This is a genomic window from Phycisphaeraceae bacterium (genome assembly GCA_019636795.1).
Classification (GTDB): domain Bacteria; phylum Planctomycetota; class Phycisphaerae; order Phycisphaerales; family UBA1924; genus JAHBWW01.
In genome coordinates this window covers 16,663-30,913 of sequence record JAHBWW010000007.1, presented here as the reverse complement: position 1 = coordinate 30,913, position 14,251 = coordinate 16,663, and the positions used below count along the sequence as shown (strand labels likewise).

Genomic DNA, 14,251 nt, shown 5'->3' with positions numbered 1-14,251 from the left:
GGTCCTTGAGGCCTGACGATACTTGTTCTCACAAGTAAACTGATGCTGAGGAGGAATTATTCGCTGGTGGCAGTTGGGTGGTTGCATCAGTTTGGGGGCTATAAGCTGCCTCAGTGAGGGTTGCAGATGTGACTCGGTTCAGAACGAATCGGTATACCATTGAATCGTGATGGCGTGCGATGCCCAATGGGGACAGGTTCCAATAGTGCTATACGACGGTGCGTGTGGTTTGTGCGTTCGTTCGGTGCAATGGATACTGACACACGAGCGCGGGCCTGAGTTCGTGTTTGCGTCGCAAACGTCGTCGGTCGGGAAAGGTCTGCTGGATGAGTTTGGTCTTGCAGCGGCGACTGCTGGCGAAGGCACGATGGTGTTGATCGATGGGGGGCGTGCGTATGTGCGGAGCGACGCGGCGCTGCGCATCGCGGGGCGGATGCGGGCACCTTGGCGGTGGTTGGCGCTTTGGCGTGTTGTGCCCAGGCCCATGCGTGATTGGGTCTACCGCAAGGTTGCGAGAAATCGGCATCGCCTTGGCGTCGAAGCGGGCTGTCTGGTTCCGACTGAAGAGCAGCGTTTGCGATTTCTTGATTTGAGATGAAGGCAAGGCCTCAGGCGGGTTTCATCGTGTTGTGTTGGAAGCGTGTGTTGAACCAGTTCATGAAGTCGGCTGCGGCTGCGAGATCTTCGCGGATTGCAACGCCACCGGCGCGTTCTATGCGGCGGGACTCGGAATCACCGGCGATGCGCACGAGGACGATCGGTCCTTTGACGCGAGCGATGAGACGTTCGTTGTCTTCGATGCGGCGCATTGTGGAAATGATGACACGGGCGTTCTCGGCGGACAGGGCCGAGAGCACTTGCGGGTCTGCACCGTCGCCACGAATGGCGTCGATTCCGCGACCGCGGAGTGTTGCAATGACAACCGGATCATCGTCGGCAACGACGACGCGATGACCTTCGAGCAGAAGCAGATCGAGCAGAACCTGGCTGTTTGAGCCGCACCCGAGCATGACGATGTGCTCGGTGGGCGCTTCGCCTGCCAAATCGCGACGCAATGCGGGGCGCAGGTGGAGCAGTTTCCAGGTGACGGCGTCCGTGGCAATGAATGACGTCAGGATCATGGTGATGATTGCAACAAGCGAGATGACCGAGAGCATATCGGATTCGAGATAGCCTCCTGCAACGCCCACCACCGCGACGAGAATCGAGAGCTCGCTGCTTTGGGCAAGAAGCAGGCCGCTCTCGATCGCGGCGCGTGTGCTGATGCCAAAGCGTTCGGCGACAATGACGACGATGACAGGAGTGACGACCAGAATAAGGGCGACCATGGTGATGACGAGCAGGATCTGCCCGGATGTGGGGACATTGAGGATTGCACCGAGGCAGACGAAGAAGATGGCCAGGAAGAATTGATTAAGCGATTGAAGTTGTCCGCGAACGACGCCATTGACAGGAAAGCCCGAGAGCGAGACGCCAGCGAGGAAGCAGCCGATAACGGGAGGGATTTTCATCGCGTATGCGAGGCCTGCAAACCCGAAGAGGAGTGCAAGTGCGACAAGCAGCAGGCTGTCCTGATCGAGTTTGAGAGTGATGATGAGGGTTGGAGCGATCCAGCGTGCACAGAGCCACGTGAGGCCGACGAGGGCCAGAGTGGCCAGTGTTGCCGAGGCAATGCCGAACAGTCCGTGCTCTGCGCCGGAAAGAGCTGCGATGATGACGATGAGGAGGATGTCTTGCAGCAGGAGCACGCCGAGGACGAGGCGGCCGAAGGGCTCGAAGAATTGCCTTCGCTTCTGGAGGATGCGCACCGCGACGACGGTGGAGCTGGCAGCGACAGCCAGGCCGAGATGAAGGGCGGCCATGAGTGAGAGATCAAAGAGCATGGCCACGCCGGTACCGATGATGAGCAGGCAAGAGAACTGCGCGAGTCCGATGAACAGCGCTGCCCGCCTTCGGTGCATGACGCGCGCGGGGTTGAGTTCGAGCCCCGCGGCAAAGACCAGAAACGTGAGTCCGAGTACGAGGGCATCCTTGATGAGTTCGACATCAATGAAGTCAGTGCGTTCATGTGTAGTCTGTGGAAAGACGCTCATCAGCCCGCCGAACGCAAGGCCTGAGACGATCAACACGGGAATTGTGGGAAGGCGCAGGAGTGTGGCGACCCCGAGGGCAGCGGCAGCGGCTGCGAGAATGATCAGGAGCGTGGTCATGCGTCCACGATGCCTCGCTTATGGAGTTCTTCGACGAGGCGTGCGCTTCCCTGGGCCTTGGAGTCGATGAGATAGTCGGCACCGAGCGAGCGGAGTTCATCGAAGACAGTCCAGTCGAATGCGTGTATGGCGCAAGGAACGTTGTGGCTGGTGCACTGATATGTGAACAGGGCGTTGGCCTCTTCGATGTTGAGGGCGGAAATGCCGAGGAGTGCGTGGGCGAGGCCGGCTTCTTCGAGGACGGAGTGATACTCGATGTTTCCCAGAAGCGTGCGGCAGTGAAGGTCGGCGAGTTTTCGCGGGTCGCTGTCAATGGCGAGTACGGTCTGCCCAGCGCTGTGAAGTTCGCTCGCAATGCGCCGGCCGAGGGCATTCATGCCGACGACGAGAATGTGATTGGAAAGCGTTTCTGCGATCGGTTGTTCGTCGTTCTGGCGGGCCTTGAACATGCGCAGGATTCCTGCGGCTTTGGACCAGCGGTAGAGGACGTGGTTGTAGAGGATCATGTAGGCCGAGAGCGCGATCGTGACCAGGCCGACGACGCTTACGACTGAGAGAATCGGTGGTCCTATGAGGCCGGCACTGACACCCATTGCAGCAAAAATAAATGAAAACTCACTGATCTGTGCGACGGTGACGCTGGTCATGAAGGCGGTTTTTTCGCCATAGCCGAAGCGGGAGATGATCCACATAAAGATGAATGGGTTGCCGATGAGGACGAAAAGGGAGAGGATGGTGGCCTCGAACCAGTAGGCTGCGGAATCGCCGAGTTTCATCTGTGCACCGAGAGAGATGAAGGCAATGGCGATGAAAAAGTTCATCAATGGGTGCACACGGCGTCGGAGTTCTTCGCTGCAGGGGAGTTGCGCGAGCGAAACGCCAGCGAGGAACGCACCGATTTCCGGCGAGAGGCTCATTGCTTCGGCAGCAAGCACGAAAGCGAAGCACCAGAAGAGGCTCCAGATGAGGAGGGTTTCGGGCGAGCGCGATGCCCAGGCGAACACACGATTGAGCAAGTATTTGGCGGCCACCAGCGAAATGAGCAGCAGTACGCCCATGCCGACGAACGCGCGAATGAGTCCTGTTGCGACGGTTGCGAGTTCGAAGTTGTCGTGCTTGCCGAGACCGGCAAGAAAAGTCAGCGCGATGATGACAACGAGATTCTGCACAAGGAAGATGCCGACAGCGATGCGGCCGTAAAGGCTCGTGAGTTCCTTTTTCTGATCGAGAAGTTTGACGACGACGACGGTGCTGCTGAAGGTCAAGGCGGTAGCGATGAAGATGGACTCCATCATGGTGAAGCGCAGCAGGAGACACAGGACCAGACCGATGGAGGCGGTGAAGACGACCTGGCCGAGTCCGGCGATGACGGCGACTTTGCCGACGTCTCTGATCTTGTGGAGGCTGAGTTCGAGCCCGACGATGAACAGAAGGAGTGCGATGCCTATTTCACCAACAGTGGCGATAGCGTCGGATTGTGCGTCACCTTCGTGTGGCGTCAGAATCAGGAGGCCGAGGATCGGCCCGAGAAGAAGTCCGACGAGGATGTAGACAACGATGGTGGGGACGTTGAACCTGCGCAGGATCAGGATCGCGCCAGCCGAGGCGACAATCATGATGCCGATGTTGCGGACGAGTTCGATGCCGAGCAAAGTGGCAATCCTGATGAGGTGCGGACGGATCTGATCGTGTTTACTTTCGGAGCGTGATCGGTATTGGTTTGTGAATCGTTCGATCGACGCGTGAGGGTAGGGGCCGGCCAGATGGCTCGCCACAAGAGTGCGATTGTGCCCAACGCGAGAATTATTGTCCCGATGAGGGAAGGCTCGGGGGGTACGCGCCCTCTGATCTGGTGATGAGTGACCCAAACCCAACCGAACTGGACCGTATGGGCGTGCTGCACGAGCAGAACCGCCTGGGTCTGCTTGATGAGTCCGGGCAGCGCGAACTCGCTGCGTTGCTCGAGCGTCGACCGGATCTGCGCGAGTTGATTGAACAACTCGAAGAAGAGGAGCAAAGCATGCAATCGGCAATCCAAGGCGCCATTGATCACTTCGACTTTGGGAAAGCATCGGGAGCGGTGCAGGAGAAACTCCGGCACGATCGCCAGATGCTGCGTGTGCTGGGATTGATCTCCATATTTGGGATTGTTTTCGCGACAATCAGCGCCTGGGCGGGGCTGTTGAGCTGGGGCTCAGTGCCGTTCATGGCAGTTGCGTGGTCCTTCCCGATTCTGCTCCATTGGTGGGTGCTGTGCCGTCGTCGCCGGCTTGCTCTTCAGATTGCCGAAGGATCCACGAATGTGGCGCAAGTGGCTTTCGAGCAGCACAGGGCGATTGGTCGCAACGAACGTGTTGTGATGCAGGCTGTGGGCATTATCTGCACAATCGGCCTGCTCCTGGCGATCGTTGATTCGTTGATGGACAGCAAGTACTGGAATGCGGCGATCTTTGCGGTGGCGATTGCTCTGGTTGTTCCCGCAATTTGGAAGCAGTATGGCACCGCGCGCAGTGTGCAGCGACACGAGCGGATGCTCAGTGGCGACCTCAGTACTACAGGGTGGCTGAGCGGCAAGGATGCAGACGCTTGAATCAGCAGCCGCAATCAACACTTGATCTTGCAGCATTGTTCGAGCAGCACCAGCATGGGCTGCTCGGCCTTGCTCTCAGAATCACGGGCGACTTTGCGCTGGCGGAGGATGCGCTGCAGGAGACTTTCCTGTGCGCCCATGCTGGCGCGAGGTCTTTTCGTGGGGAGGCCAGGCCCGGCACCTGGCTCTATCGCATCGCGGTGCGCGAGTCGCTGCGCGTGCGGTCGCGGGCTCGCCGAGTGACCAGCCTGAATCAGGCAATTTCAAGGGTATCCGCATACCAGAAGGCTGAGCATTCGCCGATGGATCGGCTGGCATGGGTCGAGACAACTTGGGAGCTTCTGCGTGCGCTCGAGTCATTGCCTGAGGATCAGCGGCTCGCATTGGTATTGCTCTCGACGCGCGAACTGACCGCGGAAGATGTCGGGGCTATGTTCGGCATAGCGGCCGGAACGGTGTACACCCGAGCATTTCGCGCTCGGCTCAAGCTTCGCTCGATGCTGCGCGGGGCGAACACACTCGATTCTGAGGTCGAGAGTTGAGGCTGTGGATGAGTTCTCCGACTGTGAAGAAGCGTTTACTTGACGATCCTGTGAGCGGGGTTGGTCCGCAGGCGATTCAACACTTGGCTTTGTATACGCGAGTTTACTCATGACACCGATTTCTGCGACTGCTGTTCGTGCTTTGGCTGTGCTGGCGTGGATGGCTGCACACGCGTGTGCTCAGGAGGGGTCAATCGCAAGCGGATCGGCCGGAGTTCGCAACAAGCAGTTCTTCATCGCGCAGGAAAGTGAAGGCGCGAGATTGAACATCGGCGGGTACTTGCAGTTTCGTTATCACCTCAACTGGCGCGATGATGATGCAGGCGGCAACGACTTCACAAACGGGTTCATGGCCCGTCGCTCGCGGGTCCAGTTGAGTGGCCAGATCATGGAGAACTGGACCTTCAACGTCATGACCGAGCTCAGCCCGAGCGGAGCGGGCACGCTTCTGGATGGGTTCATCGGGCATCGGCTTGAAAGCGGCTGGGTGCTGCAGTTCGGGCAGTTCAAGATGCCGCTGCTGCGCGAGGAATTGGTATCCGATGCGATTCTACTTGCTGCTGAGCGATCGCCCACCAACTCAGTTTTTTCGCAGTCGCGCAGTCTTGGGGTGCAGGCTTCACGCGAGTCGGAGGACTGGCGGGGGGCGATTGCGATCCACAACGGCATGAACACGCTCAACACGCGGTTTGACGCTGCGAGTGCGGCTGATTTTGCGGTTACGGGTCGCCTCGATCACAAACTTGCAGGCGCGTGGAGCCAGTTCCGCGACTTCACAAGTTGGCGTGGGTCAGACTTTGCCGCGATGATTGGCGCAGCGGGTCATTACCAGACCGGCGGCGAAACGGGCAACACGACCGATCTCGACTTCGCGCAGTACACACTCGATCTCTCGCTCGAAGGCGATGGATGGAACGCCTTTGCAGCGTTCATCGGGCGACATTCGGACACTGCGAGCGGAAGCTTCGATGACTTTGGCGTGGTGGTGCAAGGCGGGGTCTTCGTGAGCGACGCCGTCGAACTCTGGGGGCGATACGACATCGTCATCGCTGACGATGACCGACCCGGGGTGACTCACGACTTTGGCACGATCACTGCCGGGCTTAATTGGTATGTCATTCCGGAAAGCCACGCTGTGGTTGTGAAGGTTCAGGCCATGTGGTATCTTGACGCTCAGGCGGGTTCGCTCGTCGGCACGAGCACGGGTTCGGGTCTGCTCGCAAGCCCGAACGACGACCAGTTTTCGATCTTTGCCCAGATCGGGATGATTTTCTGACAGAGTGTGGCACTACAAGAGCGACGCGGCGTTGACGTGTTTCGGGCCTGTGGAGTCGTAGACAGCGAATCGCGCTCCGGGGTGGATCGATGCGGAGCCGTACGCGCCGTCTTTGCGCAGGGCGTAGACAATGACGTTGAAGTTTGGCTGTCCTTTATCGTTCCGCAGCCGCTTCTCGAGTGTGCGGTCTGCCATGCGGCGTACAGCGTGCAGGCAGGCTTCGGTCGGTGTCATGCCCTGGCTCATGGAGCGAACGATTTCGTAGGCAGTGCAGTTTGCGATGGCTGCCTCGCCTCGCCCGGTCGCGCCTGCGGCTCCGATTTCGTTATCGACGTACATGCCTGCACCGACGATCGGTGAATCGCCGACGCGTCCGGGTATCTTGTAGCTCAGTCCGCTCGTGGTGGTGCAACTTGCCAGTGTGCCCTGGTCATTGACTGCCGAGCAGTTGATGGTGCCGTAGGTGAAAGGCTGTGTGGGGTCGATGCGTGAGTGCGCGGGCGGGGGGAAATCCATCTCGTCATCGTTGAGCCAGTCATCCTCCCGGCTCATGTTGGCTTTCCATTGAAGCCAGATCTTGCGGGCTTTGTCGGTCAGAAGGTTTTCTTCCTTGTATCCCATGCGAAGTGCAAACTTCTTTGCCCCTTCGCCGACCAGGAGAATGTGATCGGTGCGTTTGAGCACATGCAAGGCGACTTCGGAGGCGTAGCGGATGTTTTCGAGTGCAGCGACGGCACCGGCCTTGTGGGTCGGGCCGTGCATGACTGAGGCGTCGAGTTGCACGATTCCGTCTTCGTTGGGCAACCCGCCGAGGCCGACTGAATGATCGTCGGGATCATCTTCTACAAGTTTGACACCTGCAACGACGGCATCAACGGGATCGAGACCGCGGCGGACGGCGTTCATCGCCGTGACGACACATCCTGTGTCGTTGTTGCGCAGGCCATTGGCGCTTGCGATGACGCATGGCCCCCGGTGCTCATCGCCCGGCCCGCGTGAGGACGAGCCAGCAGCACCTCCTGAAGCTGAACCTGCAATCCCGCCGAATGCGGCTGCGCTCATCATGGCGAGAAACTCCCTTCGATCATTCATGGCAGACTCCTGTGTCTTGTGCAAGATTCAGTGGCTCAGTGCCTTTGCGGGGACCGGGGCGGGGGGATGGTGATCGCGGGCCATGAGCAGTTCGAGCGTTGCCCCGCCCGATCGGTTGAACCACTCGACGACGATTTGATGATGACCGGCGGCGAGGGCGCCCGAGCCGTGCATTGTTCTGGCGTGGTGAAGCCCGTCATTGTCGATTAAGAGTACTCCATTGATCCACAATCGGGAACCATCGTCGGAAGTGAGCGAGAAGTGGTACATGCCGTCGTGTTCGAGCGTCAGTACGCCGCTCTTGCGGAGCGCGATGTTTTCTCGGGACCACTCCGGCGTGAGACCGATACTTGTTGCAGCTCCGATTTGTTGTGCCGCGGCAAAGTCAGGAAGTGATGAATACACTCCGTCAATCCGCTGGGCCGCGAGCCCGGCTGATGCTCCGCGCTGGGCCGATCCTGCCTGTGGTTCGACACGTTGGAAGTGTCGCTGTGCAGGATCCGACATGTCCCAGTTTCCGTCAAACGTCGTTGCAGTGACCGTTGCACTCTCGCTGAGAACAAATGGGCCGGTATATTGCGGAGAAGATGTAGTCGGCTTGTGTCCGTTGAGGGTGTAGCGAATCGTACCGGTGCGCGTCGAGAGCTTGATTTCGATTGGGTTGACGAACGAGACGATCTCCGAATTGCCAGAGATCGCATCGTACGAGGACGCAATCGCCGGCTCGCTGAAGATCACGGGCCGCCCCTCGATATCGAGTGCGATGACGGTGCAGCGTTCATCGGGCATCACGGGTGGGAGCAGGATGCGCGCGATGCGATGGGCACGTGCCAATTGCGAGTTGTGTGGCGGTCCCTGAACGCGCAAGGCGGTGTTGCGGTCCGAGAGCAGGCGTGCACCGATGACGCTACCGCCGAAATCCTGAAGCGTGATCTGGTGCGTCTCGGGCCATTCAAAGACGTGCAGATAGATCGTCGATTGCTCGTCTCCTTCGCGCAGCGTGGCGCGACCGACGAATGGCAGGTTGATGAAAGGGCTTGCGGTCGTGCCATAGATTGCTTCGCCATTGAGGTTCATCCAGTGTCCGATTTCGGTGAGCCTTCGCTCGGCCTGGGGCGGGAATGTACCATCGGCGCGTGGACCGACATTGAGCAGGAAATTGCCACCCTTGCTTGCGATGTCGACGAGGGTGTGGATGAGTTGGGTCGTTGATTTCCACTGCGTGTCATGTTTGTTCCATCCCCAGTGGCGGTTCATGGTCATGCATGTTTCCCAGTCCACACCTGGCAGGCCTGTTGCGGGCACTTCCTGTTCGGGCGTGCCGAAGTCGCCAAAAAAGCCTTCGGCGGAAAATCCTGCCATGCCCTGCCTGCCGACATCGACACGGTTATTCACGATGACGTCGGGTTGGAGGCTGCGACAGAGTTCGTAGAGTTCCTTGCCGCGTTCGTGGGTCCAGGTGTTCTCCCACTCGCCGTCGAACCACATGACGCCGATGTCGCCGTACTTGGTGAGCAGTTCTGTGACTTGCGCGTGGAGAAAGGCGACGTAGCGATCGAAATCGGCACCCTCGGCGGGACGCGAATCGGCTTCCCAGTTTCGTCGTGGCAGATAGTCCGGGTGGTGCCAGTCCATGATTGAGTGGTACCAGCAGATCCGCAGTCCGTGGCGGCGGCATGCATCGGCCAGTTCGTCCATGATGTCGCGTGCAAATGGCGTGGACATGATGTCAAAGTCGCTCACGCCCGAGTCGAACAGGGCGAATCCGTCGTGGTGTTTGGTCGTGATGACGATGTACTGCATGCCGGCGTCTTTGGCGATGCGGCACCACTGGTCGGCATCGAAGTGAACCGGGTTGAAATCGTGCTGGAAGTTCGAGTAGGTTTCGAGTGGGATCTGGGCCGTGGTGCGGATCCACTCACCGTGGTCGGTTCCCTGGCCCCACTCGCCGGCGGGAATGGCGTAGAGGCCCCAATGAATGAACATGCCAAAGCGGGCTTGACGCCACCACGTCATGCGTTCATCGTCTGGTGGGGCGGCGCGGACTGGTGCAACGCCAAGACACAGACCAAGGGCAGCAAGCGTAATTGGCATAAAGCGCATCGCCAAATCTCCGGAACCGTGTTGTCAAATCGTACCAGATTTCAGACCGATGAAGAAGATTGCAGAACTGTCAGCGTGCTGTGACGCGGCAACAATCGCCTATGCCGCTTCATTCAGAAAAGGTAAGGTTGTTTGTCGCGGCATATCCCCCGCCTCAGACTGTGGTGGCGTTGGTAGGGCTTCTCGAACTGGTCGCACTTCCGCCGCACCAGGTGGCGAGCGACATGCACCTGACGGTTCATTTCATCGGGCCGGTTGAGCGACGCGAACTCCCTCGCATTCGCGAGACATTGGAGCGGGCGGCTTCTGGGCTTGCAGCGTTTGAAGTCACTCCAATCCGGTTGATCGGCCTCCCGGAGCGTTCGCCACGACTGGTCGCCGTCGAGCTGGACTTGCCGTATGAACTGGCAGAATTGCAGCGGAGGTTGGCCCACCGATTCAGTCACAAAAATTCGGGCCGTGCATATGTGCCACATGTGACGCTCGCGAGATGGCGACCAGGCGGGATTGAGAAGATCGGCCCAGTACCCGTTGAAGCTGGCACGTTTGCGGTGCGCGAGATTTGTTTGATGAGCAGCGTGCTCAAGCCGAGCGGGGCGGAACACCATCTGCTGGGGAGGGTGGTCCTGAGGAGTGGAACCGAACGTACAGGCTGACGGAATGACTTCGGCGCGCTAGACTTATCTTTTAGAATGATTCTCAATCTCATTAACGGATCTTGAGATCCGTTTATTGTCCTCGTCGAGGGGGTGCGCATGACGACCACTGAAGAAGTCGCAAAGATTACCAGCGATCGCCGGGAGTACAAGTACGGCTTCGTGACGGACATCGAGCAGGATTATGCCCCCCCCGGTTTGAGCGAAGATATTGTCCGTTTTATCTCTGCGAAGAAGTCAGAGCCGGAATGGCTATTGGACTGGCGCCTGAAGGCCTACCGGAAATGGTTGGAGATGAAGGAGCCTGAATGGGTGTTTTTGCCCTATGGCTACCCTCCGATCGACTATAAAGGTATCAGTTACTACGCGGCACCCAAGACCGGGCCTGCGAGTCTGGATGAGGTGGATCCCAAGATTCTGGAGACTTACGCCAAACTGGGCATTCCACTGGGCGAGCAGGCTGCTCTGTTGGGCGTGGTGGGGGCTGCTGCGACTCCTGCCGAGGGGCGCAAGGTTGCGGTTGATGCGGTGTTCGATTCGGTGTCGGTGAAGACGACGTTTCAGGAGGAGTTGAAGTCGCATGGGGTGATTTTCTGTTCAATCTCTGAAGCTGTGCGCGAGCACCCGGAATTGGTGCAGAAGTATCTCGGCAGTGTGGTGCCTTACTCGGATAATTTCTTTGCCACACTCAACTCGGCAGTCTTCAGCGACGGGTCGTTTGTGTATGTGCCCAAGGGTGTCAAGTGCCCGATGGAACTGAGCACCTACTTCCGGATCAATGCGCGCAATACTGGACAATTCGAGCGGACGCTCATCATTGCGGATGAAGGAGCGGAGGTGAGTTATCTCGAAGGCTGCACCGCGCCGATGCGTGACGAAAATCAGTTGCACGCAGCGGTGGTGGAGTTGGTGGCGTTCAAGGGAGCGTACATCAAGTATTCGACGATTCAGAACTGGTATCCGGGCGATGCGCAGGGCAAGGGTGGGATCTACAACTTCGTGACCAAGCGCGGGATCTGCAAGGGCGAGAACAGCCGAATATCGTGGACACAAGTCGAGACAGGGTCTGCGATCACCTGGAAGTATCCGTCGGTGATTCTTCAGGGTGATGGCAGCAAGGGGGAGTTCTACTCGGTCGCGCTGACCAACTTGCGACAACAGGCCGACACGGGCACGAAGATGATTCACATCGGTAAGAACACGACGAGCACGATCGTGAGCAAGGGAATCTCGGCTGGTGAAGGGCAGAACACATATCGGGGGCTCGTGCAGATGAACAAGGGCGCGACCAATGCGCACAACTACACGCAGTGCGATTCGATTCTGATCGGTGACAAGTGCGGGGCGCACACGTTTCCGTATGTGGACATCCGCAACTCGACCGCGACCGCGGAGCACGAAGCGAGCACAACCAAGATCGCGGAGGATCAGCTGTTCTACTGCACCGCTCGCGGCATCAGCGAGGAAGACGCGGTGAGCCTGCTGGTCAATGGATTCTGCAAGGAAGTGTTCAGTGAACTGCCCATGGAGTTTGCGGTCGAAGCGAACAAGCTGCTGGCGGTTTCGCTTGAAGGCTCGGTGGGATGAGGAATGGTTTGATGAGTCGCAGCCTTGAAGGAGCGGCTCGAACAGTTAGACGAAAGGAAATTCGGAGATGACATCGACTCCGCTGCTGGAAATCAAGAATCTTCATGTTCGGCTGGAAGGGGAGCCTTCGGTCGAGATCCTGCGCGGCGTTGATCTGACGATCATGCCCGGCGAGGTGCACTCGATCATGGGGCCCAATGGTTCGGGAAAGAGCACCCTGAGCCAGGTGCTGGCGGGCAAAGAAGACTATGAGATCACCGAAGGCGAGATTCTGTACAAGGGTCAGGATCTGACGGAGCTCGGGCCCGACGAGCGAGCCAATGCCGGGATCTTTCTGGCGTTTCAGTATCCGGTCGAGATCCCGGGCGTGAGCGCGATGCAGTTTCTCAAGGCTGCGGTGAACGCGAAGCGCGCGTTCGAGGGCAAGGACGAGCTGGACGCAGGCGCTCTGCTCAAGCACTTTCGCGCCAAGGCCGAGCAGATCAATGTGCCGTTCGAGATGCTCAAGCGCAATGTGAATGAGGGGTTCAGCGGCGGGGAGAAGAAGCGGTTCGAGATTTTTCAGATGGCGGTGCTGGATTCTGTTTTGGGAATTCTCGATGAGAGCGATTCCGGGTTGGATATTGATGCGCTCAAGATCGTGGCTGACGGCGTGAACTCGATGCGCGACGGGCATCGGTCATTTCTTCTCATCACGCATTATCAGAGACTGCTGAACTACATCGTACCCGATCAGGTGCATGTGCTGATCGGCGGTCGGATCGCCAAGAGCGGCGGGAAGGAAGTCGCGCATGAGTTGGAGAAGCATGGGTATGCGCCATTCGGTGTGCGCGAGTCTACGACGACGGGTGCGGGGCGCTGAGCCTGAGGAGCAATGATGTCGAGGGTGCTGGACAACACGACGGAGCGCATCATGGATCGACTCGAGCCTGCATGGGTTGAGACGCTTCGCAGCCTCGGGCGCGAGAAGTTTGAGGGTTCTGGGTATCCGACATTGCGTGATGAGGCGTGGCGTTTCACGAATGTGGAGGTGATTGCACAAACGCGGTGGCAGGATGCTTCGCCTGGCGAGAAGGTGACGAGTGCGGACGTGGCGAGGCTGGTGATACCGGATCTTGATGCAGCGGCAGCGGTGTTCGTGGATGGAGTGTTTCGTGAGGACTTGAGCGATCTGTCGGGCCTTGGGACTGGTGTGACGTGCTGTCTGATTGGGGATGCGTTTGATCGCGAGTCGGCGCGGCGGCACCTGGGGAGATTGAGCCGCGAGCATGATGACGGCTTCACCGCTTTGAATGATGCAAAGTTCGGGCCCGGATTGTTTGTGCACGTCGAAGCGGGACGTGAGGCTGCAAAGCCCATTCATGTGCTGTCGATCGGTACGAGCACGCAGGAGCCTGTGGCGACGCATTGTCGAAACCTGATCGTGGCTGATCGAGGCGCGAGCGTGAAGGTGATCGAGCAGTATGCTGGACTGAGCAACGAAGCGGTGTATCTGAGCAACGCGCTGACGGAGATCGTGGCGGCAGAAGAGGGTTTTGTCGAGCATTATGTGCTGGAGCGTGAGAGCGAGCGAGCGTTCAATGTCTCAACGCTGCTCATCGAGCAGGGCGCGCGCAGCAAGGTGCACTCTCATACGGTGCTGCTGGGCGGAAGGATTGTGCGCAACAACGTGGTTCCGGTGCTGGCGGGCGAGCATGCGCACTGTCTGATCAATGGTTTGTACGTGGGGCACAACGATCAGCATCTGGACAATGCGATGCGCGTGCGTCATGCGGCTCCAAACTGCGAGAGTCGGCAGTACTACAAGGGGATCATGAACGACCGCTCGCGTGGCGTGTTTACGGGGCGGATCGTGGTAGATAAGGTTGCACAGAAGACAGATGCGATTCAGACGAACCGGAATATGCTGCTGTCGGATGACGCACGGGTGAATGCGAGGCCTCAACTGGAGATCTACGCCGATGATGTGCGTTGCACGCATGGCGCGACAACCGGGCGTGTGGATGATGAGGCGGTGTTTTATTTTCGATCACGCGGACTGAGCGAACCTGTTGCGCGGGCAATGCTGGTGTATGCGTTCGCTGCAGAGGGGTTTGATCGCATGGAATTGGTCCCTGTGCGGCGGCTTTTGGCAGCGGAGATGATCGCAAAGCTTCCGATGGCGCGGGGATTGAGCATCGAGGTATGACGGCAAG

At 58.7% G+C, this 14,251-nt stretch carries 12 protein-coding genes; 8 read left to right on the top strand and 4 right to left on the bottom strand.

The genetic code is table 11. The annotated features are described in order from the left end of the window. Positions 1–244 precede the first annotated feature (244 nt). Complete coding sequence (locus KF757_14160) at positions 245–598, top strand: DUF393 domain-containing protein (GenBank protein ID MBX3324120.1); 354 nt, start codon at positions 245–247, stop codon at positions 596–598. Positions 599–608: 10 nt separating this feature from the next. On the opposite strand, the gene KF757_14155 is transcribed toward KF757_14160, so the two are convergent. Both KF757_14155 and KF757_14150 read right to left on the bottom strand, forming a co-directional pair. Beyond that, positions 609–2,210 carry a cation:proton antiporter gene (locus KF757_14155; protein MBX3324119.1) on the bottom strand — a complete coding sequence of 534 codons (1,602 nt, stop codon included), beginning with the start codon at positions 2,208–2,210 and terminating at the stop codon, positions 609–611. Further along, positions 2,207–3,862 carry a cation:proton antiporter gene (locus KF757_14150; protein ID MBX3324118.1) on the bottom strand — a complete coding sequence of 552 codons (1,656 nt, stop codon included), beginning with the start codon at positions 3,860–3,862 and terminating at the stop codon, positions 2,207–2,209. The genes KF757_14155 and KF757_14150 overlap by 4 nt, the downstream gene beginning before the upstream one ends. 203 nt (positions 3,863–4,065) lie before the next feature. Here KF757_14150 and KF757_14145 point away from each other — a divergent pair, with 203 nt between their 5' ends. The 3 genes from KF757_14145 to KF757_14135 all read left to right on the top strand — a co-directional run bounded on the left by KF757_14145 (position 4,066) and on the right by KF757_14135 (position 6,618). Next, the gene (locus KF757_14145; protein ID MBX3324117.1) at positions 4,066–4,800 is read left to right on the top strand and encodes a hypothetical protein; all 735 of its coding nucleotides are present in this window, start codon (positions 4,066–4,068) and stop codon (positions 4,798–4,800) included. After that, positions 4,797–5,342: an RNA polymerase sigma factor gene (locus KF757_14140; GenBank protein ID MBX3324116.1), complete on the top strand. Its 546-nt coding sequence runs from the start codon at positions 4,797–4,799 to the stop codon at positions 5,340–5,342. Before KF757_14145 ends, KF757_14140 begins: the two co-directional genes overlap by 4 nt. A gap of 109 nt (positions 5,343–5,451) precedes the next feature. Beyond that, positions 5,452–6,618, top strand: coding sequence for a hypothetical protein (locus KF757_14135; protein MBX3324115.1), 1,167 nt, complete (start codon positions 5,452–5,454; stop codon positions 6,616–6,618). A gap of 12 nt (positions 6,619–6,630) precedes the next feature. On the opposite strand, the gene KF757_14130 is transcribed toward KF757_14135, so the two are convergent. Both KF757_14130 and KF757_14125 read right to left on the bottom strand, forming a co-directional pair. Continuing rightward, the gene (locus KF757_14130) at positions 6,631–7,710 is read right to left on the bottom strand and encodes a N(4)-(beta-N-acetylglucosaminyl)-L-asparaginase (GenBank protein MBX3324114.1); all 1,080 of its coding nucleotides are present in this window, start codon (positions 7,708–7,710) and stop codon (positions 6,631–6,633) included. Between the two features lie 27 nt (positions 7,711–7,737). Continuing rightward, a complete protein-coding gene (locus KF757_14125) occupies positions 7,738–9,813 on the bottom strand; it encodes an alpha-L-fucosidase (GenBank protein MBX3324113.1) in 2,076 nt (691 codons plus the stop codon). A gap of 101 nt (positions 9,814–9,914) precedes the next feature. On the opposite strand from KF757_14125, the gene thpR reads away from it, so the two are divergent. From thpR to sufD, 4 genes are all read left to right on the top strand, one after another. Continuing rightward, on the top strand, positions 9,915–10,469 hold the full coding sequence (gene thpR / locus KF757_14120) for an RNA 2',3'-cyclic phosphodiesterase (GenBank protein MBX3324112.1): 555 nt from the start codon (positions 9,915–9,917) through the stop codon (positions 10,467–10,469). Positions 10,470–10,568: 99 nt separating this feature from the next. Beyond that, on the top strand, positions 10,569–12,056 hold the full coding sequence (sufB, locus tag KF757_14115) for a Fe-S cluster assembly protein SufB (protein MBX3324111.1): 1,488 nt from the start codon (positions 10,569–10,571) through the stop codon (positions 12,054–12,056). 67 nt (positions 12,057–12,123) lie between these two features. Further along, a complete protein-coding gene (sufC, locus tag KF757_14110; protein MBX3324110.1) occupies positions 12,124–12,918 on the top strand; it encodes a Fe-S cluster assembly ATPase SufC in 795 nt (264 codons plus the stop codon). Between the two features lie 15 nt (positions 12,919–12,933). Further along, positions 12,934–14,244: a Fe-S cluster assembly protein SufD gene (gene sufD, locus KF757_14105; GenBank protein ID MBX3324109.1), complete on the top strand. Its 1,311-nt coding sequence runs from the start codon at positions 12,934–12,936 to the stop codon at positions 14,242–14,244. Positions 14,245–14,251: the final 7 nt, after the last annotated feature.